The 26,669-nt window shown below is 63.3% G+C and carries 19 protein-coding genes; 10 read left to right on the top strand and 9 right to left on the bottom strand.

The annotated features are described in order from the left end of the window. The first annotated feature begins 8 nt into the window (after positions 1 to 8). Together G1H11_RS17655 and G1H11_RS17660 are read left to right on the top strand one after the other, a co-directional pair. Complete coding sequence (locus tag G1H11_RS17655) at positions 9 to 446, top strand: hypothetical protein (RefSeq protein WP_163819896.1); 438 nt, start codon at positions 9 to 11, stop codon at positions 444 to 446. A gap of 4 nt (positions 447 to 450) precedes the next feature. Beyond that, the gene (locus G1H11_RS17660) at positions 451 to 1,035 is read left to right on the top strand and encodes a hypothetical protein (RefSeq protein ID WP_163819897.1); all 585 of its coding nucleotides are present in this window, start codon (positions 451 to 453) and stop codon (positions 1,033 to 1,035) included. A gap of 1,081 nt (positions 1,036 to 2,116) precedes the next feature. Here G1H11_RS17660 and G1H11_RS17665 read toward each other — a convergent pair. The 3 genes from G1H11_RS17665 to G1H11_RS17675 all read right to left on the bottom strand — a co-directional run bounded on the left by G1H11_RS17665 (position 2,117) and on the right by G1H11_RS17675 (position 4,621). Further along, positions 2,117 to 2,329, bottom strand: a complete 213-nt coding sequence (locus tag G1H11_RS17665; protein WP_163819898.1) for a hypothetical protein — start codon at positions 2,327 to 2,329, stop codon at positions 2,117 to 2,119. Between the two features lie 121 nt (positions 2,330 to 2,450). After that, positions 2,451 to 2,678 carry a MarR family transcriptional regulator gene (locus tag G1H11_RS17670; RefSeq protein WP_163819899.1) on the bottom strand — a complete coding sequence of 76 codons (228 nt, stop codon included), beginning with the start codon at positions 2,676 to 2,678 and terminating at the stop codon, positions 2,451 to 2,453. 1,205 nt (positions 2,679 to 3,883) lie between these two features. Continuing rightward, positions 3,884 to 4,621: a hypothetical protein gene (locus tag G1H11_RS17675; RefSeq protein ID WP_163819900.1), complete on the bottom strand. Its 738-nt coding sequence runs from the start codon at positions 4,619 to 4,621 to the stop codon at positions 3,884 to 3,886. Positions 4,622 to 5,458: 837 nt separating this feature from the next. Between G1H11_RS17675 and G1H11_RS17680 the strand changes: the two genes are divergently transcribed. The 8 genes from G1H11_RS17680 to G1H11_RS17715 all read left to right on the top strand — a co-directional run bounded on the left by G1H11_RS17680 (position 5,459) and on the right by G1H11_RS17715 (position 17,997). Then, positions 5,459 to 7,012, top strand: a complete 1,554-nt coding sequence (locus G1H11_RS17680; RefSeq protein ID WP_163819901.1) for a LamG domain-containing protein — start codon at positions 5,459 to 5,461, stop codon at positions 7,010 to 7,012. Then, positions 7,012 to 13,455: an RHS repeat-associated core domain-containing protein gene (locus G1H11_RS17685; protein WP_163819902.1), complete on the top strand. Its 6,444-nt coding sequence runs from the start codon at positions 7,012 to 7,014 to the stop codon at positions 13,453 to 13,455. The genes G1H11_RS17680 and G1H11_RS17685 overlap by 1 nt, the downstream gene beginning before the upstream one ends. Next, positions 13,455 to 13,928: a DUF4265 domain-containing protein gene (locus G1H11_RS17690; protein WP_163819903.1), complete on the top strand. Its 474-nt coding sequence runs from the start codon at positions 13,455 to 13,457 to the stop codon at positions 13,926 to 13,928. The genes G1H11_RS17685 and G1H11_RS17690 overlap by 1 nt, the downstream gene beginning before the upstream one ends. Before the next feature lie 241 nt (positions 13,929 to 14,169). Next, positions 14,170 to 14,772 (top strand): hypothetical protein, encoded by a 603-nt coding sequence (locus G1H11_RS17695; protein WP_163819904.1) that lies wholly within the window; start codon positions 14,170 to 14,172, stop codon positions 14,770 to 14,772. A 313-nt stretch (positions 14,773 to 15,085) separates the two neighbouring features. Next, the gene (locus G1H11_RS17700; RefSeq protein ID WP_216843874.1) at positions 15,086 to 15,658 is read left to right on the top strand and encodes a hypothetical protein; all 573 of its coding nucleotides are present in this window, start codon (positions 15,086 to 15,088) and stop codon (positions 15,656 to 15,658) included. A 91-nt stretch (positions 15,659 to 15,749) separates the two neighbouring features. Then, entirely contained in the window at positions 15,750 to 16,169 is a 420-nt protein-coding gene (locus G1H11_RS17705; RefSeq protein WP_163819906.1) for a hypothetical protein, read from the top strand. Positions 16,170 to 16,411: 242 nt separating this feature from the next. Continuing rightward, positions 16,412 to 17,092, top strand: a complete 681-nt coding sequence (locus tag G1H11_RS17710; protein ID WP_216843875.1) for a DUF4265 domain-containing protein — start codon at positions 16,412 to 16,414, stop codon at positions 17,090 to 17,092. Between the two features lie 302 nt (positions 17,093 to 17,394). Then, complete coding sequence (locus G1H11_RS17715; RefSeq protein WP_163819907.1) at positions 17,395 to 17,997, top strand: hypothetical protein; 603 nt, start codon at positions 17,395 to 17,397, stop codon at positions 17,995 to 17,997. A gap of 43 nt (positions 17,998 to 18,040) precedes the next feature. Here the strand turns inward: G1H11_RS17715 and G1H11_RS17720 are convergent, their stop codons facing one another. The 6 genes from G1H11_RS17720 to G1H11_RS17745 all read right to left on the bottom strand — a co-directional run. Further along, positions 18,041 to 19,816: a type IV secretory system conjugative DNA transfer family protein gene (locus G1H11_RS17720; protein ID WP_216843876.1), complete on the bottom strand. Its 1,776-nt coding sequence runs from the start codon at positions 19,814 to 19,816 to the stop codon at positions 18,041 to 18,043. Next, positions 19,813 to 21,294 (bottom strand): TraC family protein, encoded by a 1,482-nt coding sequence (locus tag G1H11_RS17725; RefSeq protein ID WP_163819908.1) that lies wholly within the window; start codon positions 21,292 to 21,294, stop codon positions 19,813 to 19,815. Before G1H11_RS17725 ends, G1H11_RS17720 begins: the two co-directional genes overlap by 4 nt. Further along, positions 21,291 to 22,763, bottom strand: a complete 1,473-nt coding sequence (locus G1H11_RS17730) for an SCO6880 family protein (protein WP_163819909.1) — start codon at positions 22,761 to 22,763, stop codon at positions 21,291 to 21,293. Before G1H11_RS17730 ends, G1H11_RS17725 begins: the two co-directional genes overlap by 4 nt. Before the next feature lie 16 nt (positions 22,764 to 22,779). Next, entirely contained in the window at positions 22,780 to 23,895 is a 1,116-nt protein-coding gene (locus G1H11_RS17735) for a hypothetical protein (RefSeq protein WP_163819910.1), read from the bottom strand. Next, on the bottom strand, positions 23,896 to 24,246 hold the full coding sequence (locus tag G1H11_RS17740) for a DUF6112 family protein (RefSeq protein ID WP_163819911.1): 351 nt from the start codon (positions 24,244 to 24,246) through the stop codon (positions 23,896 to 23,898). A 467-nt stretch (positions 24,247 to 24,713) separates the two neighbouring features. After that, positions 24,714 to 26,669 (bottom strand): RHS repeat-associated core domain-containing protein (locus G1H11_RS17745; RefSeq protein ID WP_216843877.1); only part of this gene is annotated, 1,956 nt, incomplete at its 5' end.

A 26,669-nucleotide genomic window follows, 5' to 3' on the forward strand; every position in this document is an offset into this window, starting at 1 on the left:
ATGCGGACGTGTATGGCAGAGACGATCGCGAATACGCTGACCTTCTCGATGAAACCATTCGGTTCTTGGGTGAACGGGCACGGCTCGAGCGAGACACGTCGTACACCGAATTGAGAAGTGTCCTCGCGCGGAGGACCGGTTATCCACCGTTCGATTTCGGTCTCGACCGAGACCGGGCCGGCATGGGCCAACTACTCGGCGATTCGGTAACGCGCACCTACCCTGAAATCGGCGCGATGATTTCCTCCATCGTGGTCTATCTGAACGCCAACGACGCTGGTCCAGGTTTTTATCGCTTGGCCGAGAGGATGGGCCTACTCCGTCCGAGGTCCTCCCGATCGACGCGTGAAGCTTTCTGGCTGAGGCAGGTGGACCAAGTTTTCGAATACTTTCATCCCGGCAACAAAGACCGATCCGCATCAGCGTCCGATCCGGCTGGAGAATAGGGGCTTGGAAACTGGGGACTGGCTGGCGCTCACAGCAATAATCGTCGCCGTTATGAGTATACCGATAGCAGTTCTTGCCACTCGGCATTGGGGAAACCGGCGAGCGCGGATAAGCTACGACATCGCCACCGTACCGATGATCCCATCTGATGCCGAACAGGGCCCGCTCCAGATCAGCTACCACGAAATACCTGTAGAGCGTCCGCACCTCGTGACTGTAACGCTCGACAACACCGGGCCCCGGGATCTCACATCCGACATGTTCGACGGAGGCGCTCCAATCTCCGTCCACTTTGATCAAACCTTCTACGGCCTCACTAATCGAGAAGGCGGAGTCAACACACTCTCATCGGCATTGGGCTCATCAGGAGACGACGCCGTGGTGTACATCAAACCCGGCCTCTTGAAACGCGGCAATCGGTGGTCGTTCAGCGCAGTCGTCTCCGGTCCGGTCATAGTGAACTGTAGCGCGCCCTTGGCCAACACCGACTTCGTGGATGCAAACCATCGGCGCCTCAATCGCGCCAAATGGCGTGAGAGGGCACTTCAGAGCATCCTCGCGGCCCTGCCTTCCTCATCCTTTCGGTAACATGCTAGCGAACCCACAAATGCGTATCACTCCTCACTCGCCGCAAGGTCGGTCCGACTGCACGGCAGCCCTAGCAGGTCCAATGGCCGACACAGGCCACCCCGTGCGGCGAGAATGTCCAGACGACCCTGGAGACGCTAGATGAGATCGTGCTGGAGATCAGGTCGCATGGATGAGGGCTGCGGCGTGATAGGCGAGGTGAGCACGGCTACCGGTATGGTGCCTGCATGGGTGGTGGGGGGAAAGGCGAAGTCAGGCCAAACCGCTGGAAACGACGCGGGCGGCAGTGAATGCGCTGTTCCACATGGAGCCGGCAGTCCTTGAGGCATTGTCGGCAAACGTCGTAGACAGTGTCTCCGACTCCCGCGCGATTGCAGCACTTATCACCACGTTGCCAGACGTCGCAGATCTCGTTCCAGACTTAACCGATCTCGTCTCGGAGAACACACTACAGCAGCTCTCGGGGTCATTTCGGCGTATCGCCGCCAATGTCCACGTCGACACACAGGCATTCCGTATTACAAGGGACTCAATCATCCGCACGCAGTCGAACCCGGACCTGTACGAGTCGCTTGCACCGCCTGCAGTGGCCCCAACGCCAGCGATCCACAGAGCGCCCACTCCGGTCGTGACTCTCGCGGCATACGATCACTCCGCAGCTCCCCGCACACTTACTGGGTCCGTCTCCGGGATCTGCGGCCGCGGTGAACTACGATGCTCGACCCACCGGCCACGCGTCCTCTGCAATCTCCACCTGGCCGGGCGAGTGCTCCAGACAGACCACTTCCAATGCCAGTCCGGCTCACCCATACGGCGCAGGTCGACGCGCTGCGCCATTCGTGTTCTCGGACGAAGGCGAATCCAGACGATCTCAACCAGCGCCGGAGCGTCACCGGAGGGAAGCCTGACGTCGAACCCAACCGGCGCCGAATCGGCAGTCATTCGAGAGATCTCCACGCCGCGCTCTGCAGCCACCAGCTCACAACCGACGAACCGCAGATGTACGCCATATGCAACGGAAGTTCCCTGGGCCGTTACCGATACGGAGCAGAAGTGCGCTTCCGTCGGTTCGTTGGGCGGTTCAGATGCGACCGCGACCCAGCGCTGGGTAGTCAAGGGTGATCACGATCGCATCCGCACCTTCAGCATGGCTCATGGATCGGATCAGCTCGTCGCCGTAGCGATAGTGAACTCCACTGAGGTGGCGCCGCAATTCACTCGCGGCAGCGACGAGACCACCGTCCGCGACCGCGACTACGTGACCACACATGTACTCCGGGCATGTGATGCTCATAAAACAACTATCGAACATGTGTTCCCATGATCGCCAGTCGCCCCTCACTCGTGCGCGACACATGGCAAGCGATCAGTCAACTACGGCGTCGACACGCCAGGGCCCAAAGCCATTGAGCGGGTTACGAGTTCGCGCCTCGACGACTGGGACGACGCTCGCTCCACGCGATGATCGTCGACGGCCACCACAGCGGGCCGACCGATGGCCAGTAATCCGGCCGAGGCATCTGATTCCGGTAGAGATAGCTGGCCACCGTGGACTTCTGAACACCCAGGTGTTCCGCAACGCGTGCCATGTCCCAGATCTCGTCCTCGCGTCCTTTGGGCACGACGTCGAGAGTAGAGTACATCGGACGCATGCGAGAGCCTTCAGTTACTTGGCTATGTGGGTCTTACGATTCACACTCCAATCAGATTGAACTCAATGCCCTCGCGGCTGACCCTCCGGCCGTTCACAAAGTTCGCACCGGTTGCACTTCAGCCCTTAAGTGCCCATCTCATTGAGCCCTGCGAATTTGGAGCGTCGAGATCGAGCGACGGTTGGTCGGCGACGAACAAGCTAGTCGCTCCAAACTTCACCAGCCTTGCGACAACCTGAGGATCGGTTATGACCTGCACTTGGACTGCGGGGCGAGATTGAGGTTCTGCCGGGCGACGGAACGTCTACCACCAGCCGGCGTTTTCGACCGTGGCATCCGGCCTCTGGCGCCTGATGACTGGCGCGCCGTCCTCCGACATCCGTGGGTGGTCGAGGTTGAGTCGCGGAGATCGGTGGAGTAGGCCTTCAAGTCCGACGCTTGCACACCCGGCCACTTCATGTCCTGCGGGGCGACCCAATGAGACCAGCGCACCTAGTAGCCGTGGAATGATCTTGAGGATGCGGTGCACACAAGCTCGCATGGTGACGTTGGGAGGCTGATTCCGTGTCCCGACGGGTGCTGCGGAGCAGAGCCCAGCCATGTCGCGGTGATCGTTATCGTCTCGTTATAAACGACTCCCAATGAGGGCATTTCGCAGGGCAGTCGCGCCCGATGATGCGTTCCGCGCACACCAATTAAGGGTTCCGGTCGGCAGCGCAATGCGCTGCTTGCGTCGCGCACTTGTTAACTCGCTGTTACTGTCTGGTGCCCATCGGGTGAGGGTTCATACGAATTGAGGGGTTCGGGTGGGTCGAGGATTGCGTGGGCGAAGTGTCTCATTATCGATGATCTTGCTCGTGGGTGTTGTCGGCGCTGGGGCGCCCACCGCGAGCGCCAGCACCACGAGTCAACCGGCGCTTGCGAGCGCTGTTGCCTCCTCGGAGATGGCGAACGCCGAGGCCGATGCCATGGCAAGCGCTATCTCATCGGGTGAGCCGGTGGTTGTGGATGAGTTGACGACTGAGCATCAAGTCGTGGTGGCGGAGCCGGAAACGGGGGTGTTTCGTGCCGAACTATCGCCGGTCCCCGTACGAGTGCAAGCCAAATCGGGAGAGTGGCTGGATGTTGACACGGACCTCGTACCTCGCGCTGGGCGGCTTGAGGTCGCCGTTGCTCCAGCACAGATCAACTTCTCGTCAGGCGGCGATGAACCACTGGCTCGAATCGATGATGGTGACGGCCGGTGGTTCGAGCTGACGTGGCCTGACGACTTGCCGTCTCCGAACGTCCAGGGAGCGTCGGCAACCTATAGCGACGTGTATCCAGGCGTGGATCTCGTGGTGCAAGGCGGCGCGGAGGGATTCAGCCAGTTTCTCGTGGTGTCGTCCGCCGAGGCCGCTCAGAATCCAGAGCTCGATGAGATTAGTTTCAGCTATTCCGCAGGCGAGCTCGAGGTTGTGGACCTTGATGGATCGGCGGTCGTCAGGGACGGCTCGGGCGAAGACGTGTTCGTCATCTCCGCGCCCCGGATGTGGGACTCGTCGAGCGGGCCGATCGATGACCAGCCAGGGGACGCCGTCCCAGCTACGCGCGGGGCCGAAGCCGTTGGAGAAGGCGATGGCGGCCGATCGGCCGTGATGGAGATGACAGCCAGCCATGGTGTTCTGACTGTCACTCCTGATCACGAGCTTCTCCGAGGCGAAGACACAACATTTCCCGTGGTAATCGATCCCTCCGTATCGCGGCACCGCAACTACTGGAGCATGGTGTGGTCGGACGGCCAGAAATTTTTGAACCACTCCACCGAGAACGCGCGCGTGGGATACGACGGTTGGAGTGACGGGAAAAGGTCGCGCGTCTTCTATCGCTTCAATACGTCCACCTTTGCGAACCGGAGCATTCAGTCCGCGAAGTTTGCGCATCGCCAGATCCATTCCCCGAACGGCGACTGCACATTGGAAACCTACGGACCAGGCGTGGAGCTCTCCCGCACGCATGACATCATGTCGGAGACGTCGTGGCCGGGGCCAACACGCACGAGCGGGACGATCACCACGACGAGCGTGGCTCATGGGCACAGCAGCTATTGTCCTGGCTGGACCCGAACGGAATGGAACGCGAAACCCGCGGTCGAGTACGCTGCGTCGCGTGGACATGATGCGCTGACGTTGAGCCTGCGCTCCGCGGATGAGAGCAACCGCAATGGTTGGCGGCAATTCGAGAACACATCGTCCTACCCGGTACTCACGGTTGAGTACAACCGGCCACCGAGCACACCGTCGAGCCTGAGGACGACATCGCCGACGACGTCCTGCGTGACCGGCACGTCGCGGCCGTGGATCAACGATGACACCCCGGTGTTGCGTGCGACTTTGTCGGATCCGGACGGACAGAACGTGCGCGGGCATTTTGAACGTCAGAAGTATGTCTCGGGTGCGTGGGGATCTTCGTCGACCGTCACGACGTCGTACGCAGCCGCCGGCGAACGCTCTGCCCAGCTACCTGCCTTGTCTGATGGTCGCTATCGGTGGCGGGTCCGCGCCTATGACGGTATCGAGTATGGGGCATGGTCGGGTTGGTGCGAGTTCTATGTGAAGACCACGGCACCTCCTGCTCCGACGATCTCGATCAGTGATCCGTACCGGCTGGACGTGTGGACTGATCAGGACGGATTGCCGCAGGCCACGTTAACAGTGGGACGAAACGGTGACACGTCGGTGGAGGACTTCAAGTACTCGATAGGTTCAGCGACCCCGACAACCTCCCGATCGATGTCAGGCAGTTCAGCTGCGGTCACGTTCACGCCTCAGTTCGGGTTGACGACGATCAGTGCCCGGTTGGTGGACCGTGCCGGAAACCAGGGACCGATCAAACGAGTCACGCTGAAGCTCATGTCGCCGAAAGCGCAGCACGCGTGGCTGCTCGATGACGGGTCCGGAAGCACCGCAGCAGACCTGCCACGACCCTCCAACGATACGGTGTCCCTGCAGTTCGGCGCCGGGGTTTCTTGGGCGTCGGGAAACCTCGCGGACTATTCCGGGGATGCGACCGATCGTTCCCTGCAGTTCAATGGCTCAGGCGCAGGAGCGTACACCAGCGATGCGTTAGTTCGGGTTTCGGACAGCTTCACGGTCATGGCCAAGGTCCGCCTCGATGAGTTGGATCCTGGTTCGAAATCGTTCATCGCTGTCAGCCAAGACGGAAACGTCAACAGCGCGTTCCAGCTCGGGTATGACACCAACTCTGACGCGTGGGCCGCGTGGATGGCTAACACGGACGCGTCTGGACCGACCTGGACACGCGTAGCAGCCGATTCCGGGCCCATTGACGAGGCCGACAACGATGGTTTGCCGATCCCCGATGGGGAGCCCGACTGGCAGCACCTCGCGATGGTGTATGACGCGGTGGATGAAGAGGTCGAGCTGTATGTCGATGGGAATCTCGCCGCTAGCGCCAACTACACGTTCGATTGGCGCTCTGAAGGATCGCTGCGCGTCGGGCGAGGCAAAGCGCACGGCAACACGCAAGGCTTGGCGACGGGCCGAGTCGATGACGTTGTCGTTTTCGACGCCCCGTTGACCGAAGCGCAGATCCGTGTGCTCAGAGGTGCTGACAAACCGGACCACATTGAAGCAGCCCGCCAGGCCATGCTCGACGAGGACAAGGCCGGACACTGGGCGATGGACGACGGTTCCGGCGCTCAGACGACGGATTCCTCCAACGGTGGGCATCAGGTCACCCTTGGCTCTGGAACGTCCTGGATCAGCGGACGCCAAGCAAGTGCTGACCCGGCAGACCGTGCGTTGAGATTCGACGGGACGTCATCGGCGTACGGCTACACCTCCGGTCCTGTTTTGGACACGACGTCGAGCTACACCGTGACGGCCTGGGTCAAGCTTGCCACCGGCCACACTCAGACCGCTGGTGTCGTTTCACAGCGAGGCGTGGACTCGAGTGCGATGTTCCTGGTCTACAGCGGTGGACAGGATCGCTGGCGCTTCGGGGCGTTCGCCTCCGATGTCAGCGGTGCCGATTCGCTCGGGGTCAATTCCCGTGCTCCAGCGGCACGGAATACGTGGACGCATCTGGCCGGTGTGTATGACGCGGATGCCGACGAGATGAGCTTGTACGTCAATGGCGTACTACAAGACACCGTCGCCGCACCGAACACCTGGTCAGCCACCGGAGCTCTGCAGGTTGGACGCTACCGCAGCAGCGGAGTCTACCGAGACAGGTGGGCCGGAGACATCGATGATCTGCGGGCATACCAGGCCCCGCTGAGCCAGTCCGAGATTCGCCAGGTAATGATCGAGGAGCGCCCGTGATGAAGAGTCCTGTGCGCAAGGCCCTATCAACGGCCACCTACGGCTTCATCGCCTGCGCTGCTGCCCTGCTCGTCATTGTCTCCGGGCTGCCAGCCGACGAACCCGCTGCAGCGTTGGAATCGCAGTTCGGTCCAGAGCTCGACGATGAGGACGCGCTGGAACGACGGCGCGCCGAAGAGACTGGCGAATGGAATGCCGACCGGCCCAAGCCAGAAGAAACAGACACCGTCGATGTCCAACCGGTGACACCGAAGACGCCGAAACGCGTCAGCGGTGAGCGGCCACAACGAGGACGGCCCGGGGTGGAGTGGCCGAAGGCCGGGTCGGCGCGGGTCGATCTTAAACAGGGCGCCACGAACGAGCAGGCCGACCCGACGTCCCGCCGAGGCATCAAAGCCGGCGCCCTTCCGTTTTGGTTGACTCCTTCAGATCAGGTCGCCAACGGCAAGGATTCGGACTCGAATCCACCAGAAACCGTGGACGTCGAGCTCATTCCCGCTGAAACAGTTGAACGAGACGGCGTACACGTCGCCTTCAGCGTGGAAGCCGTGGACGATACCAACGTCAGCGAGGAGGAATCCAGCTCCAGCCGCCATGAGACACATGCAGAGTTCGAGACCGCACCTAGCGAACGCGCGAACGCGAACAATGACGACGACGCCGCCCTAGACGTCACCGTTGACTACTCGGGTTTCGCGCATGCCACAGGCGGGGACTTCGGCTCACGCCTCACGGCTCGCGTCTACGACCTCGACTGCTACCTCAGCGGCGACGCCTGCACGCCCGTCCCGGCCGAGCCCGCAAATGATCCAGCAGAGTCCACCGTGACCACAACAGTCCCCACACCGTCGTCGGGTTTCGTCGTCGCGCTCGTTGCTGACGCTTCCGGACCAGCCGGCGACTACGCCGCTACGTCGCTATCGCCAGCATCATCGTGGGAAGCGGGCGGATCATCCGGTGACTTCACCTGGTCGTATCCGCTCCGCACGCCCGATACGGCCGGCGGATTAAGCCCAGAACTCTCTTTGAGATACTCGTCGGGCTCCGTCGATGGACGCGTCACCTCAACCAACAATCAACCGTCATGGATCGGCGAAGGTTTCGAACTCGACTCCGGCTATGTCGAGCGACGCTACGTCCCTTGCGCCGATGACATGGGCTCTGGCGCTAACAACACGGTAAAGACGGGCGACCTTTGCTGGAAAACCGACAACGCTGTCTTGATGCTGGCCGGGACAACCACCGAACTGGTTAAAGACAGTACCACCGGGCAATGGCGTCCACTGCATGATGATGGCTCCCGCGTCGAGCACCTCACCGGTGCGTCGAATGGTGCCCGCAATGGCGAGCATTGGCGTGTCACCACCACCGACGGCACGGAATACTACTTCGGCAAACACAAGAGATACTCAGCCGACACGGCGGAGACAAACTCGGTGTTCACCGTACCTGTTGCCGGAAACCACAGCGGTGAGCCATGCCGGGCCTCGGCGTTCAAAGACTCCTTCTGCCAGCAAGCCTGGCGATGGAATCTGGATTATGTCATCGACCCTAACGGCAACACGATGACCTATTTCTACGAGCGAGAAACCAACCGTTATGGGCAGAACCTCAACGACACCTCGGTGTCGTACACTCGCGGCGGTTACCTGAAGAGAATCGAATATGGCCAACGAGCCGGCACGGAACACACCACGCCCGCCTTGGCACGAGTGGTCTTCGCTGTTTCGGAACGGTGCCTGCCCAGCGGCACCATCACGTGTGCAGAAGCCCAGCTCACCGAGTCCAATGCTGATCACTGGCCAGACGTGCCGTTCGATCAAATCTGCACCAGTACTACCTCATGCTCGGAAAGGGTCTCGCCGACGTTCTTCAGCCGCAAACGGTTAACCCGCATGCAGACCTGGATTTACAACGGCTCTGTTAACCAAACCGTTGATCGATGGGACTTCACCCACGACTTCCCCGACCCTGGCGATGACACTTCCGCCGCGCTCTGGCTCGACGCAGTCGAACACAGCGGCAGAGCGGGAACAGCAGTCACAATGCCGAAAGTCACATTCGACGGCGCACAAATGGCGAACAGAGTCGACGGCATCGACAACGCGCCACCACTGAACAAGTGGAGAATCCGCGCTGTCCACACCGAGTCCGGTGCTACAACATCTGTGAACTACTCAAGTCAACAATGCTCACCGTCGTCGGTGCCCTCCAATGCCCACACCAACAACAAACGATGCTTCCCCGTGTACTGGACGCCAGACGGCATGATAGAACCGGAGCTGCACTGGTTCCACAAGTATGTAGTCGATTCGGTCATCGAAACCGACAATGTCGGCAACGGAGTCGACGTCGAATCGCACTACACCTACCACGGCGATGCGGCCTGGGCTTACACCGACTCGGAACTGATTCAGGAGGACCGGCGTACCTGGGGGCAGTGGCGCGGCTACGGCAAGGTCACCGTCCGCGGAGGGAATCCGAGCACTGATCAGTTGCGCACAGAGTACCTCTATCTCCGCGGGATGCATGGTGATCGTGCGACGCCGTCAGGAGGGACCCGCTCCGTCTCCGTCACCGACTCGTGGAACGATGCTGTCACCGACCATAAACACCTGGCCGGATTCACACGCGAGGTCATCGCGTACGACGGCTCCCAGGTGGTCTCGTCGACGGTGAACGATCCCTGGAGATCAAGCATCACCGCCACCGACGGCAACGACGAGGCACGGATGGTCAACATCGCGGCCACCCGCGAGCACACCAAACTCGCTGCCGGTGGCTGGCGCACCACTGAATTGACCACCACGTACGATGAGCACGGCCTGGCGGTGACCACGAACGATCGAGGCGACACGTCCATCACCTCGGACGACTTGTGCACACGAACCGAGTACGCGAAGAATCTGAACAAGTGGATCCTCGACGCGGTCAAGCGCACTGAAACAGTCTCGATCCGCTGTTCGGAGACCCCCTCGCGTCCTGGGGACGTTGTCAGCGACGAACGATTCAGCTACGACGGCGGCGTCTATGGTTCCACCCCGACCCGCGGCAACGTCACTCGCACACAGGAGCTCAACAGCTGGAGCTCTGGCCCGTCTTATGTCACCACCTCGACGACCGTCTATGACGTGCACGGTCGGGTCACCGAAACCAAGGACGCACTCAACCGCAGCACTAAGACTCAGTACTCACCGAGCACTGGTGGCCCGGTCACGCAGATCAAGACGATCAACCCGGCCGGGCACTCCTCGACGGCCACGATCAACCCCCGGCAAGGCCAGCCGGTCACCATTGTCGACTCTAACGGCAAACGCACAGACCTCACCTATGACGCGCTGCGCCGTCTGACGCACGTATGGCACGCCGACCGATCCAAAGCCAACGGCGACACTGCCAGCACCCAGTACATCTACCGGGTCAGCAAGACAGCACCCGCGGCAGTCACCACAAAGGAACTTCTGCCCTCTGGTGATTACGCGACGAGCGTCACGCTGTATGACGGCCTGCTGCGATCTCGACAAAGCCAATCACCAGCACAAGGCGACAACGGTGGCCGCGTCATCACCAAAATCACTTACGACTCCCGCGGCCTGGTATCCGAAGCCCTCGGACCCTACTATGCGACCGGCGCCCCAGCGACCACGCTGGTGACACCGACAACCACCGTCCCGGCGCGCAGCGTGGTCAAACACGACGGCGCCGGGCGTCCGGTCCGAGACACGTTCTACGTCCACCAGGACGAGAAGTGGCGAACCGTGACAGCGTATGAAGGTGACCGAGTCAAGGTCACGCCACCGGCAGGTTCGCCAGCGACGACGACAATCACCGACGCACGAGGACGCACGATCGAAGCCCGACGGCACCACGGTGTCACACCATCTGGGCCCTTCGATGGGATCACGTACGACTACACCCCAGCCGGCCTGCTGGAAGGCGTCACCGATCAAGCGGGCAACGAATGGAGCTACGCCTACGATCTTCGCGGTCGGCGCACCCACGTCGACGACCCAGACGCCGGCCTCAACGTGACGACCTACGACCACGCCTCCCAAGTCACCTCGGTCACCGACGCCCGCGGAGAGTCGCTGCACTACACCTACGACACGCTTGGCCGTAAGACCCGCACAAGAGAAGGCTCCCCAACAGGGAACCTCATCGCGTCCTGGACATTCGACACCCTCGCCAAAGGCCAGCTCACCTCGTCAACGTCGTTCGTTGACGGTGCCGCCTACATCACCGCTATCACCGGCTACGACAACGCCTACCGGCCAACAGGCACCCAGGTGACCATCCCGTCGCAGGAAGGACAGCTCGCCGGCACCTACTCCAGCATCCGCACCTATTTCCCAGACGGTTCAGTACGTGCCCAGACCGCACCGGCCAAAGGCGGGCTGCCACAAGAGACACTGTGGCATTACTACGACGACAACGGCGCGCCCGAGTGGCTGTTCGGGCAACGCACATACGTCGCTGACACGATCTACACCCCATTCGGGGAAACAGAACAGTACTCACTCGGCGTCAACTACGGACGAGCAAACTGGCAGACCTTCACCTACGAAGAAGGCACCCGAAGACTCAGCACCGTCCGGGTGGACCGCGAAGGCGTCGATCCCAGCGACATCGACCGTGCCTATCACTACGACGCCACTGGCAACCCACAAAGCATCATCGACACCGGCGGCACAGGCGCGAACGACGTGCAGTGCTTCACCTACGACCACCAACGTCGCCTCGCCGACGCATGGACACAAAGCAGCACCAGTTGCGCCACCGCACCAACCTCAGCCGTCGTCGGAGGAGCCGCGCCATCGTGGCAAAGCTACACCTACGACACCGCAGGCAACCGGGTCACCATGACCGAGCACGGGATCGGAACCGACCCGACCACCACCTCAACGTATACCTACCCATCCCCCGGTGCTGAACAGCCGCACGCCCTGGCCACACGGTCAACGCAATCGGGGAACAGCCCAGCCGACGTGACCACATTCACCTACGACGACGCGGGCAACACCACGGACGTGGTCACCGGCACGGAAACCACGAGCTACGAATGGGACAGCTCAGGCCGCCTAGCCGGGATCACCACCCCGGACGGTGAAGGCGAGAACATCTACACCGCCGACGGTGCCCGGCTGATCCGACGCACCCCGGACACAACCACGCTGTATGTCGGCACCGACGAATACACCCTCACCCACGCGAACAACGTAGTCAGCGGCACCCGCTACTACACCCACGCCGGCGCGGTACTGGTCGTGCGGGAATCTGACGGCACCATCACCAGCCTCGCCACCGACGCCGGCGGCACACCCATAGCCGCGATCGACGCCAACAACGCGATCACCCAACGCTGGAACGACGCGTTCGGAAACCCCCGTGGCGACGAGCCGCTGTTCTGGCCCGGCGATCGCGGGTTCCACACCGGCACCTCGGACGAGTTCAGCGGCCTAGTGCGCATGGGCGCCCGGCACTACGATCCGGCCCTCGGCCGGTTCCTCACCGTCGACCCACTACTCGACGTCACCGACACCCAACAAATCAACGGCTACACCTACGCCAACAACAACCCCCTCGCCTACACCGACCCCAACGGCCTGTCACCAAACCAGATGCACGACGGCGGACCCTACGCCCGCACGCCCGGATCACAACTAAAAACACTGGTCAACCGATACAAGCGAGCGATCTCCCAACGCCTTGCCGAAGTAACAAGACGTACCGCCGTGTCAAGGCCCGCCTACCGACCAGTTACCAGGCCATCGTCAACAAGCTCACGCGCCAGACGCAGCCAGACCATCTCGACCCTTGCACAAAGCCCAGCGCACGGTCTACGTCTTGGCATGGGCGGCGAGGAGTACATGCGCCAGCGCGCCAGCCTGCCGTACAACCCCGCCGCGCTGTACCAATACCACGAACGAGCCAGGATCGCGGCCGGAATAGAGACCGGAGCAGCGCTGCTGCCCATGGCTCCAGACCCGTTCATCGTTGCCGGGGACATCCTCGGAATCAACGACATCATCGCCTGCGGCACCGAAGGACAAGTCGATTCCTGCGCCTGGGCAGCCGCCGGTGCCGTACCGGGACTGGGATGGGTTGCCAGAGGACTCAGAGTCGCTAAGCCGACCATTAAGGCGACACCAAGCATCAAGCCGGGTTCAGCAGGCGGTCCGACGGCAAGCCAGAAGTTCCCAGAGCGTGTCCGACAGGAAGAGTTGGCGGACAATCCGAGTACGTGTGTATATTGTCGGATGGAGACAGATCGTCCGCAGGTTGATCATGCCATCCCACGATCTCGTGGCGGTAACTCGACACGCGACAATGCGCAGACGACCTGTGCCCACTGCAATGCATCCAAGGGAGCGAGGGATTTCCCTGTGACGCCTCCGGAGGGATTCGCAGGTGCTTGGCCCCCACCGTGGTGGGGGGTGCCATGATGACTGCGGGTACCGATAGATTCTCCTTACATCGAGCACCGGCTTGGAGGGACCGAGCGAACTTCATCATCAACGCCCCACTCCCGGAGCCTGGACGCTTCGAGCAGCTGTGGAGCCGACAGGTTAGTGATGACACCTTCGAAGTCTGTTGCATACCGTTCTTTCTCTACGATCTCGCGTTGGGAGACGTGGTCCAGACCTCGTCGCAAGACGGGCGGAAGTATGTAGTTAGCCGAGTGTTAACAAAGTCCGGTCGCTACGTCTTCCGGGCGCACTTTGAACCGTCCATGTACCAATTCCGTGACGAGATATCCGCGCGCCTCGACGACCTCGGCGCGCTGTTGGAATGGTCATCACCGACACTGGTGGCAGTCGACGCGCACGGCCCGGCCCACGCGCAACAGATCGCTGGATTTCTGCAGGAGCGCGCCGAGCAGGGACAACTGATGTACGAAACTGGTTACACGGCCTAAGGCCGTAAGGAGAGGACGGGCATACCCTCGAGCGATGCTTCAGGCGTGCCGGAGGCGTCTCTGGCCCAGGCGTGAGCGATGTGCATACGTGCCTGTCGTGTCGACTACCACAATCGGCTCCGCACTGCTCCCCACGTAGTCCGCAACGAACACTCACGTTGTTCCCGCTCTGCATCGGCCCAGGCGGTCCCTGCACGTGAGCATCCTCTGCGTACGGCCTGGTAAGGCTAAGGTTCATTCCATGACGCGTGGCAAGAAGCGCTCTGGTGGGATGACAGCGGCTGAGTTGATGGCGGAGCTTTCTCAGGATGAGGACTACCTGCGGATGAAGGCCGCCCAGGAAAAGGAGCTCCAGGCGCGCGCGGAGGTGTTGCGCCGGGCCGAACAACCCATCGTTGACGACCTTGCCCGTGCCGGGGTTGAGGTGTCGTCGGTGTGGGACCTGGTCAACACCTCCGAGCCCTACCCCGACGCCCTGCCCATCCTGCTGGACCACCTGCAGCGCGGCGGCTACCCCGACCGGGTCATGGAAAGTCTAGCCAGTGCACTAGCGGTGCGACCGGCCGCGTTCGCCTGGGACGTGTTCCGGGACCTGTACTTGCGCGCCGAAGGACGAGGCGAGGAGGAAGGACTCGCCGTCGCCCTGGCCGCCTCAGCGACCGAGGAGCACTTCGATGCCCTGGTCGACCTGCTCGGTGTTGAATCCAAGGGCGACACGCGGATCCACTTGTTGCGAGCGATCAAACGCGTGGGTGGGAAACGAGGCCGAGAAATCCTTGAATCCCTGACCTCGCACCCAGTGTTCGGGGAGCAAGCACGCATTCACCTGAAGTCGCGCCGCTGACACTTGAACCGCTCAACGCGTGACCCTCAACCACCTGATCCGCGCGCAACAGCGCGGCTCGAACCCGTCGGTCAAGGCGATGATGATGTCTGCCGGCGCAGACCGTCCCCGGCGATCCGGCTGCGCTTGAGCATCCCTTGCAAAGGACTTCCGGTGATCCTCGCCCAAGGGTCAGCCCAACCGATGGCTGCCGAATCATCCTATTGGGGTCCATCGTCGCCTTGGCTACCTTGCGAACCCGAGACCTCCCAAGGGGACAGCTGGTGAAGCTAAGGTTCATTGCATGGCGCGTGGCAAGAAACACTCTGGTGGGATGACCGCGGCTGAGTTGATGGCGGAGCTTTCTCAGGATGAGGACTACCTGCGGATGAAGGCCGCCCAGGAGGAGCAGCTGCAGGCGCGCGCGGAAGTGTTGCGCCGGGCCGAACAACCCATCGTTGACGACCTTGCCCGTGCCGGGGTTGAGGTGTCGTCGGTGTGGGACCTGGTCAACACCTCCGAGCCCTACCCCGACGCCCTGCCCATCCTGCTGGACCACCTGCAGCGCGGCGGCTACCCCGACCGGGTCATGGAAAGCCTCGCACGCGCACTAGCCGTGGGACCGGCCGCGTTCGCCTGGGACGTGTTCCGGGACCTGTACCTGCGCGCCGAAGGACGAGGCGAAGAGGAAGGACTCGCCGTCGCCCTAGCCGCCTCAGCGACCGAGGAGCACTTCGATGCCCTGGTCGACCTGCTCGGTGTTGAATCCAAGGGGAACACGCGGATCCACCTGTTGCGAGCGATCAAACGGGTGGGTGGGAAACGAGGCCGAGAAGTCCTTGAATCCCTGACCTCGCATCCCGTCTTCTGGCAGGAAGCACGCGCTCTGACGAAGTCGCGCCGCTGAGACGTAAGCTCGCGCAAGGAGTCATCCGTTGACGCAATCCGGAGGAATTGGGCGTGGAGCGTGTTGCGACCAACGTCCGGCGGTCTGAGCCGTGACCGACGGAATTGAGCTCGCCGTCGAGGAGCTGGGCCGAGAACTGGCCGCCCACGGCTACGAGAAGACCGGGGGGCACGGTTCCAAGGGCTTCGGTGATGAGGTGACGTGCTATTCATTCATGAACGTGTCAGTACGTGTCGTCCGCGACCGCGGCCAGTGGTTCTTTGAAGCATCACCGACCAACGGAGCGGATTGGTTCGATGCGGACTTGTGGCACGCATGCCTCACGAACGAGCCCGCGCCTGTTGAGCCGCGTTCCGCATCAATTCAAGCGCACCTGCTGACCAATGAGTTGGCAGACCTCACTGAAACAGCACAAACATCACCCATGGTCACCCTAGAGCGACTGCGGGCGCTGCGTCGGGCACGTTCCCGGCGGAGGATCGGTATCGACACCGGCGAGAGTGGCAGCTAGTTGTACTGTCGCCTGTCATGCGTCGTTGGCACGAGGCAAAGTTAAACAGAGCGAGCATAGCGCCACGCGGTTCCGCCTACATCCCTGTTGTTGATCTACAGCCAGTCGCGATTGGAGGTATCTCGTTGACTCGATACATGAATCGGTCCGCTGTCCTGTCGCTTCTCCGTGACCGTTCCGACGAGCCGTCCCGGACCTTGGCCGCTGCGTTGCGGGGTGCCGACCAGACCGAGATGCTGCCCGTGACGACGATCGTTCCCGCCGAACTGGTGGCGACGTACGAAGTGCGGCTTCGCCGCAGCGAAGCAGGCGAGGGTCCCAAGACGGTTGGACTCAGCCAGTTCGTGGCCTGCCTGCGGCTCGGCAACGCGACAGAGATGTTCAGCATCACGATCGCCGATACGGCTTGGATCGGGCTGCTCGATGCGAACGGAGTCCTTATAGCGCTCACCTGCGTCACGAAAAACTCGACTGCCGTCCATCCGGAGCCAATTTGGCGGCACAGGTCAGACTTCATCATCCGTGCCGCGCTCCCGGAGCCGGGACGCTTCGAGCAGCTGTGGAGTCGAAAAGTAGGCGACGACACCTTCGAAATCTGTTGCATACCGTTCTTTCTCTACGATCTCGCATTGGGAGACGTGGTGCAGACCTCACCGCACGACGGACGGGAGTATGTGCTCAGCAGGGTCCTCGAACAGTCCGGTCGTTACGTCTTCCGGGCGCACTTCGAACCGTCGATGCGTCGATTCCGTGACGACATAACCGCGGGCCTCGAAGAGCTAGGCGCGCTTATGGAATGGTCATCACCGACACTGGTAGCTGTCGACGCTCACAGCCCGGCCCACGCGCGGCAAATCGCCGGCTTTCTGCGGGAACGCTCCGAACAGGGACAACTGATGTACGAGACCGGCCACACAGCCTAAGGCCGTAAGAGAGGGCGGGCATACCCTCCAGCGATGCTTCAAGCGTGCCGGAGGCGATTCTGGCCAAGCGTGAGCGATGTGAATACGTGCGCCTGTCGTGTCGAGTACCACAATCGGCTCCGCTCTGTTTCCCCACGTTGTCCGCAACCGAACACTCACGGTGTTCCCGCTCTACACCCAGCAGGGCGCACCCGCAACGGTCGGGCAAGATGGTGACGATGCCTGCTGACGCACATCGCCCCAGGCGGTCCCTGCACGTGAGCATCCTCTACGTACGGCCTGGTCAAGTTAAGGTTCATCCCATGGCACGTGGCAAGAAACGCTCCGGCGGGAAGACCGCGGCTGAGCTGATGGCGGAGCTTTCTCAGGATGAGGACTACCTGCGGATGAAGGCCGCCCAGGAAAAGGAGCTCCAGGCGCGCGCGGAGGTGTTGCGCCGGGCCGAACAACCCATCGTTGACGACCTTGCCCGTGCCGGGGTTGAGGTGTCGTCGGTGTGGGACCTGGTCAACACCTCCGAGCCCTACCCCGACGCCCTGCCCATCCTGCTGGACCACCTGCAGCGCGGCGGCTACCCCGACCGGGTCATGGAAAGCCTCGCACGCGCACTGGCAGTCCGACCGGCCGCGTCCGTCTGGGAGACTTTCCGAGACCTGTACCTGCGCGCCGAAGGACGAGGCGAGGAGGGAGGACTCGCCGTCGCACTAGCCGCCTCAGCGACCGAGGAGCACCTCGGTGCCCTGATCGACCTGCTCGGCGACGAGTCCAAGGGCGACACACGGGGTCACCTCATGCGCGCGATCAAACGCGTGGGCGGGAAACGAGGCCGAAAAGTCCTTGAATCCCTGACCTCCCATCCACTGTTCGGGGAGCAAGCGCGCATTCACCTGAAGTCGCGCCGCTGACACTTCAACGCCTCAACAACGTGCCCCCACCACATCGACCGACTCAACCACGACGCGCGACAGCTGACAGCGACCGCTCGTTGAACACCTGATCCGCGCGCAGCTGCCCGGCGTCAGAACGCGTTGTCCACGCGCTCATGGTGAGGATGATCGGTGGTGCGGAGCGCAGCATGAGGACTCCGGTGCCGAACGGCAATGTGCGCAGTTGTCCAGTGTCCATGATCGGCACGCGGCGCAGGCTGGTCGAGGTGGAGCGGCTGCCGTCGTGGCCGCGGGAGGTGGAGGTGGTCTCGTCGTCGCGTTCACCGATCAGCGCGGACAGGTCTTGCAGGTCTTTCGGGTTGGACGCGCCACCGAGGATGAGTTTGACGGTGGCGGCGTCCCAGATGGTGGCGGCGTCGTGCTCGCCCCATCTACCGCGGGCCTGAGCGAGGGACTGCAGGACAGCCGTGGTGGTGATGCCGCTGCCGCCACCCTCGGCCATAAGGACAGGAAGGCTGGGCAGAGGCGCGAGGTTGCCGATCTCGTCCAGAATCACAGTCAGCGGCGGGTCGAGCCGGGCACGGGGATTGCGTGCGGCCATTCGGCGTGCCGCTTCGAGCAGGTCCTCAATCAGCGCGTTGAGGAGACTCGCGGCGGCGCCGGCACCGGTGGAGGTGCCGAGCAAGTAGAGGGTGCCTTGCTCGGCGATGAAGGCTTCCGGGTCGAATTGCTCGCCGGGCGTGGGAGTGACGGTGGCCAGGACGCGGGGGTCGGCGAGTCCGGCGAGGGCTTGTCGGACGCCGCTCCACACGTTGGAGCGGGTGCGCTCGTCCATGGCGATGATCGCGTCCAGGCTGTCGGCCCACCCCGTGGCTGCTACCTCGGAGTTGTGCATGATGCGTACGGCTTCAGCGGCCTTCACTGGGTCAAGGGACCACCGGTACAGGTCCTTCACTGTCCGTTCATCGAGCGCGGCGGCGTGCAGCAAGCCACGCAGGACGGCCTCAGTTTGGCCTTGCCAGTACGAGGCGTTCTCCACGCCCACACTCCCAGTGTGCAGACCGGTGTCGGAGGCGAGTCCCTGGGCACGGATCATCGCGGTCTGCGGATTCTCGCAACCACGCACCGGCGACCATCGCAGCCCCGCGTCGATTCCGGCGGCGAGCTTTTGAGGGTCGAAGACCGCCACCGGTCCGACGCGTGAGCGGGCGTTGAGGGTGACGGTCAGGTTGTCGGGACGGGTCGATGTAGTCACCACCGCGCCGGGTGCGTCGAGGATCATATCGATGACGACGTGCAAGCCTTTGCCGGAACGGGTGGGCCCGAGTAGCACGATCGAGTCCTCGCAGCTCGTCCAGACAGGGATCCCGCGTGCCCGGCCCAGTTTGTGCCCGACGTCGGAGGGTTTCGCGGTGGCCAGCGACGGCCTCAAGTGCCGGGCGCGTCGGCGCAGCACCTGTGCAGAGGCGAAGCAGCGAATCTGTGCGCGCGTCGCTGTCCCGAGCGGTGCGTGAACCGCCGCAGACCTACCGGTGCCGAGAAGCCTCCACATCATCCAGAAGCCGACGGCCGCGATCAGGGCGATCCCGCCAGTGAAAAGCCATACGAGCCCGGTCGACGGCATCGCCTGGCCCCACGCGACCTCCAGATCAGTCGGGCGCGTCACCGATGCAAGGATGGCGTCGATACGGAATGCCGGCGCCGGCAGCCCGACGACGGCACACGCGATCGCCGCTCCGGCCCAGATAGCTCCGGCTCCGGCCAGCACGGCCGAGGCAACGATCAGGGATATTGTGCTGTCGTTTCCGGCACCGGGCCTGCGTGCACGGGTACTCACTGGGGGTGGGCTTTCATACGGGCGTCGGTGTCGAACAGGGCGGTTTCGATGCCGGACAGGTGGTGGGCGACGACGTAGGCGCGCTGGCCGATGCGCCACAGCCCCTCCCCGACTCCCAGGTCGGTGAGGAGGTCGCGTTGGGTGGAGGTGAGGCCGAGGAGGTTCGCGGAGTTCGCGACCTGGTCGGATTCCTGCCGGTAGGAGATCCTGGTCGAGCAGTCCGCCAGCAGCCCCGCCGCGAGTGCTCGAGCTTCGGAGCCATCTGCGCCGATGGCGTCGAGGTCGGAAAGCCGGTGGATCACGGCCATGTTCGCGATGCCGAACGCTCGGGAGAGCTTCCACTGCGCCTGCATGCGCCGCAGCAGCGCGGTGACCGCCATGAGCCGCCACGCCTCGTCGTAGATGATCCACCGCCGCCCGTGGCGGCTGTCTTGCAACGCGCCTTCCATCCATGACGACGCGCAGGTCATGATGACCGGAAGGGCTTCGCTGTTCTCCCCGAACGCGGACAGGTCGAGGCTGATCATCGGGCGCGACGGGTCGAACACCGTGGTGGACGGGCCGTCGAACAAGCCGGCGAGGTCGCCGTGGATAAGGCGTCGCAGCGCGTGACCGGCGCGGCGGCCGTCGTCGCGTAACGCCGCGACGTCGTCGGCTGACATGTCCGCCGCCAGCGGTGACGGCGCCAGAAGGTGCTGTACCACGTCAGGCAGGGTCGGTGTCGCCGTGGATTGTTCGGCGATCGATAGCGCCGTGGTCAAGGCCGTGTGCTCTGTGGGCGCGAGTGGCCCGTCGAGGACTGTCTCGGTGATTGCGCGTAGGAGTTGGCGGCGCCGGGTCTGCACCAGTGTGCGCCACTGCGCGTCGCTGATGTTGCCGGGTCGGGCGCCTTCGTCGAGCGGGTTCAGCCGGGTCGAGCGGCCAGGACCGAGGCGGATCACCGAGCCGCCGGCGGCCTCGACCACTGGGGTCCATTCGCCCTTGATGTCACCGGGAACGTAGGTGCGGCGTCCGAACACCACCGAACGCCACGCGATCGCTTTGGCCAGGCTGGACTTGCCCTGACCGATGACACCGGCCAGGAGCACGTTGGGGTTGGTGACGGCCCTGGCCTCGTACAGCTGCCACGGGTCGAAGCAGAACGATCCACCGGAGAGCAGGTCACGCCCGATGTAGATGCCACGTGCACCGAGTCCGCCGTCGGCGAGGAACGGGTACACAACCGCGAGCGCGGCCGTCGTCGCACGGTGGGCCTGCAGGCGCAACGCCAGCCAGGACCTCCCGGCCGCCGCGCTGGATGGTTCGTCTGTCGGTGCCGGGTCGCTACCCGGCTCGTCGTCGCTGGGTCCGCGTCGCTGGGCCTGTTCGGCGTCGCGGTGCTGACGGACCAGGGCGCGTGCGGATTTGCGAGTGGCCCGGCGTGTCCGGCGGTCGGCGTCGGCTGGAGTGATGACGGCGCCGGCATGCACGCGGTTCATATGTTCACCCGGCCCAGTGGTAGCGCCGCGGCGTAGAAGGCGGCGTCTTGCTGCCCGTACAGGATGGTGGTGTCCAGGCCTGCCTGGTGGCAGGCGTTCTCGGTCTCCTCCACCGCCGCGTTCAGGTCGTCCTTCGACGTCGCCGAGATCGCTACGAGCCCGGTGTACGCGAGGTCGGCATGCCCAGCGACGAGTTCTCTCTCCCGGCGTTCGACATCGTCGTTCTCACGCTGCTGAACCGCCGAGGTGCGGGTGCCGTTGCGGTTGCGTCGGCGCTGTTCGGATTCCTGCTCGGCCAGCTCCACCCGGATGTCCCGGGCCGCTTCCCGTGCGGTGCGTGGCCGGTAGAACACACTGATGGTTCGCTGCACCGACGCGGTGAGCACCAGCGGCACCAGGAACGAAGCGTCGATGTCCTCCCGGGGCCACTCCCGGATCCACACCACCGCGTGCCACCCATCGTCGATGCGCACGTGGTCCCACCGCGCCGACACCGCCACCGGACCCGCCGCACTCGGGTCACGTCCGAGTCCGGTCCGCTCCCACACCGGGGCGCGGTGCGGCCGGAACGCCGTATTGATCACGTACGCCAGTTCGTGTTCGTCCAGCCACGACTCCACCGTGATCTCCGCCGTGTTCAGGCCGGCCGTCAATGACGCCATCTCTTTCGCCAGTACCGACGCCGCGCCGGTCGCCCCGCCGCGGCCAGTTCGGGCAATCCGCGGGGCGTTCTTCAGTGCGACCGTGACCGCGATCAGTGTGTCGTGGCGGGCCGACGCCGGAGCCGCCGCGCCGATCAACTCCCGGTACGACGACGCCGCGGCGCTGGAGTCGTCGCAGCCTTCTTCCCGCCAGTAGGCGCGGATCGCTTCCCCGCCTTCGGCCATGCACCGCTCCAACACCTGCAGCCTGGCCACCCGGCCGGTACGGGCGGCGCCGCTGAGCGCTCTGCGCCAACCCGCCACGCGGCGGTTCTGATCGTCATGACTCAGCAGCAGGAACGCCGAGTGACGCAGCCGCGCCACCGCGGTCAGGGTCCGCCGACGCGGGTCATGGATCATCGCCGCTGCCGTGACCGAGTGCACGTAGAGCACGGTGCCGGTCAGCTCGCCGGGCAGTGCCAGCACTCCGGCGCGGCGGGGACGCTCCGGGTCGGCGAGCCACGTGTCCTGCCCCCGAATACGACGCAGCACATAGTTGGCGACTACCGGTGCCCACGAGGCGGCAGTTCTACCGTTCGGGCGGACAAATGCGGCGATCAATGCGCTCGCCCACACCGGCGCGGACACCAGCAAGCCGCGCATCCCGGCGCTCATCATCGCCGGCCCAAGGACCGCGGCTGCCACCCCGACCCCGTACAGTTGCGCGGCCGTCAGGCCCCACATCACGCCCCGCTCCGAGCGGCGCCCCAGCCGCGCCGACACCAGCGACTTCCCCGCCCCGACGGCGGGGTTTACCTCAATGTTCATCCGTAGTTCAGCCTCCTCACCGGGTGCCCTGCTGGCGTTGCCGCTGCACCACTTGGACCGGAGCCATCGCCATCCGAGCACCGGCCATCGACGCCGCACCGGTCGGCGTGGCCGCGCGGGTGCGGATCATCACCGAACGGGCGCTGTACGCGCCGGCCCGCGCCGCCATGGCGCTGCGCCCGACCGTGCCGTCCCACTCCCGCCCCGACGGCACCGTGAAGTCCACGAACCGGTACGTCAGCCACGGCGCGATCGCCGCTACCGCCAGCAGCATCAACCCCATCGACAGCTCACCGATCACCCGCAGCGTCGATCCCGCCGTGCCCGACAAACCAGCACGGATTGAGCTCGCCGCGATCGCGAAGACCATCACTACCGTGATCTTGCTGATCGCGAGCGCGAACATGATGCTGACCCACTTCATCACCCACCCAGACGTCCACCGGCTCGCCAACCCTGCGAACGCGATCGGAGCCAACACCGCCGCCACCACGATCAGCGTCTTGCGGGCCATCAACGCGAACCACACCGTGAACGACGCCACGATGTAGAGCACCCCGAACACGATGATCAACACGGCCGGCAACGCCGCACCCTGCCCGGTCGCCGCAGCCACCAGCATCGCCGGTGTCAACGCCTCGATCGCCTCGCCGACCTCCACGCCGACCCGCCAGCGCATGATCAGATCACTGGCCCAGTCCGTCAACAACAGCACCGACTGCGCCACTGACAACGCGATCGCGCTCGCCGAGAAGCTCCCCACCATCCCCGCGACCGCTCGCCCCAACTCTCCCGGCTGGCGCCGCCACGCTGCGGAGACCAGCTGCGCCATGTATAGGGCCACCACGATCGGCAACGCGATCAACATCGACGTCGCGACATTCGCGCGGATCCAGTCCTGGCTCAGATCCACCGCGGTCGTCTCCATGATCAGCGACCACATCGCGGTTACCATCGTCTCCGCCGCCTCAGCCATCGCCCGGGCCAGCTTCCCGATCGTTTGATCATGCAACCAGCCGCCCGGATCAAACCCGCCACCGGTCGCGTGCTCACACACGAACCGCGAGAACGGATCACCCAACGCGTGGCAGCCCGAGCTTTGCTCCGGTTCCAAAGCGGGATCGGTGTCCATCTACGCCGCCCCCGGCAACGGGATGCTCTGGCCGATCCCCCACGCCCACACCGTCAACGTGTTCAACGCCCCGAACCCCACGAACGCGCACATCGACCAGGCCAGCGCTGTCTTCCCGGTGTCCATCCGCTGCGGATTGCTCGACAGCCGCCCGAACCCCCACCACAGCAGCGACGCGATCACCGCCCCAACCGACGCGAACAGGCAGAACGCCAACACCCCGCCGAGCAGGTCCTTCAACGCCGGGATTCCCGGAATCGCGTCCTCATTCGGCCTAATATCCGGATCGAACACCAACACAGACCCGTACAGCCCGCTCACCGTCACCCTGATCGCTTCGGCAACAGCCATACCGCTCCCCTTCACCCGCCGGAGACGACCAACACGGCCGCCTTCACGAGATAGGGAGACGTCAACTCGCGCACCAGTTGGCCGTGAACGAGCCCCGTGCACTATTGACGATGGGCGTGGACCTTGATCCACGGATCCTCAACGGCGAACGCCGGATTGAGAACGAGAAGCGGCATTGCGCGAACGCAATTTACCGAAATACAGTATGGCAAGTATCGGGAATGTGACGAACATAAACGCATGAACGACACTTAGCGTTCCTGAAAAGCTCGCCCACCGGATCAGAAGACCATCTACCGCCAGGGGCGCTCATCCAATCACGAAGACGCCGACACTCAAACCATTCTATAGCTAACCCACCAAGACAACAATAACGACGATGATTCCCCCCAATATTGTTAGCAAGATCGATATTGCGACCATCTTTTGCCCCTGCCTTATGGCGGGGTCACGGGACCATCGAACCATTAGCACTCGCTCTCTATATAATCCACCGCGACCGCGTTGAAGCCTGCACCGATGACGATGCCCGCACCTGCCATTATGGCGCCAGGAACGTTGCCGGCCGCCGCGCTAATGAGGAGGCCAGCCATTCCGTAAGCGTCACTAACAGCAAGCACACCCACACCCGCGTATGCACCTACACAGAGTAGCGTGTTTTGACCTGTTGGGTCGGCGTAGTTGATGGGGTTGCTGCGCGCGTAGTTATACGGATTGGGCTCTTGTCCGCTGGGGTCCATTTGGGTGAAGCGGGCGAGAACTGGATCGTAGTAGCGGGACCCGAATTTCACTTTCTCAATGTCGGAGAGGTGCAAGCCGCCGGCGTAGCGGATGGGATTGCTGGCTGCGGCGGCGGTGAGGCTGCCCTGATTGAGTAGCTCGCCGTAGGGCGTGTATTCGTAGGTGCCTTCGTGGTCGCCGGTATCGGAGGTGAGTGCTGTGACGGATCCGACCGGGTCGGTGAAGAAGTAGCTTGTGTCGCCGTCGCGGGTGATCGCGATGGGTGTGCCGTCGGGCAGCAGCGTGAAGGTTTGTTTGATTCCCGGCGCTGGTGGCGCGATGGCCGTGACACCGAGCGGGGAGCTAATGATCTGCGTGGAGTCTATGCTCGTCAGTCGGTCGTTGAGTTCACCGTGGTAGTCGAGGTCGGTGGTGTTGTAACCGGCCAGCTGATCACGCATTGTCCACGTCGAGGCACGACTAATTTCGTTACCGTTCTGGTCGTAGGCGTGGTATCTGTAAGCTGGCGCTTGCCCAAACTGGTCGATACGACGCCGAGTAAGCTGACCGCTGGTGTTGTTTCTGTATTCAACCGTGCGGGCAAAGTACGGGCTGATGTACTGCGTTCGGCTACGCGTGAGGTTGCCAGCGTCGTCATAGGAAAACTCGCGGTATGCGTCGTCTGGGCTGATGGATCCTGCAGTAGTCGTGTCCGCGGCAGTAAGGCGGCGAAGCGAGTCGTACTCGTATTCGGTGGTGGCCGGCGAAGTTGTGTCAGGGTCCTCGATCCGGGATTGGATGAAGACACGATCGTCACTGCCTGAGGTATAGCTGTACTCGACATCGGCGAAGACTCCGGAGTTGTCTTCAGCAGTGATCGTCGTCGGTCGGCCGGACTCGTCGCGTGCCGTACTTTGGCTGGCTCCGCCCGGGTAATGCTGGTCAGTGACGGCACCGTTCTTGTCGTATTCAAACTGTATGCACCCTGACCCCGCGGCGGGCCTCCCCGTCGACGGACATGACCCGCCGGGCAAGGCGATGTGCGTCAGTTGGTCAGCGTCGTCGTAGGTGTAGCTGGTGGTGCCGCCGACAGTGACCATGGTGAGCATGTTTCCCACATCGTCGTGTGTCATGTGGTGCACGGATTGTGGATCCGAAGGGTCCTCTTCGAGGGTGACCCGCCCGAGGGCGTCGAACTGGCGGCTCACTACGGTAGTGCCGCTACTGCGTTGATCGGTTTGGGTCAACTCGTTGCCGTCGAGATCGTAGGAATAGTAGACCGCGTCGCCGGTCGGACCTGGCTCCCAGACGGTGGCGAGCAGCCGGTCACGAGTGTCGTAGGAGAGTTCACGAGTTTGATTGTTGCCGTCGGTGACCTCAACGAGCCGGCTGATGGAGTCATAGACATACGTCGTGGAGCCGAGCGGCCCTGGAGGATCCACCTCGGTCAAGTTCCCGTCAGCGTCGTAGCTGTAGGTGGTGGTGTTGCCTTCACCGTCGGTGGAGGTGCAGACCTGGCCAGCGTAGGCGCCGCACACCGTGCCAGTGTCGTCCTCTCTGGTGTAGGAGACCTCCTCGGCCCCGGTGCCGCCGGACGTGACGTCCTCCTGCACAAGGATGTTGCCCGCGTCGTCGTAGGAGAACCCGAGTTTGTTCCCTGCGTCATCGATCACGCATGTGGCCAGATGAGCGTGCGTGCCATC

The organism is Phytoactinopolyspora alkaliphila (assembly GCF_010550695.1).
Classification (GTDB): Bacteria; Actinomycetota; Actinomycetes; order Jiangellales; family Jiangellaceae; genus Phytoactinopolyspora; species Phytoactinopolyspora alkaliphila.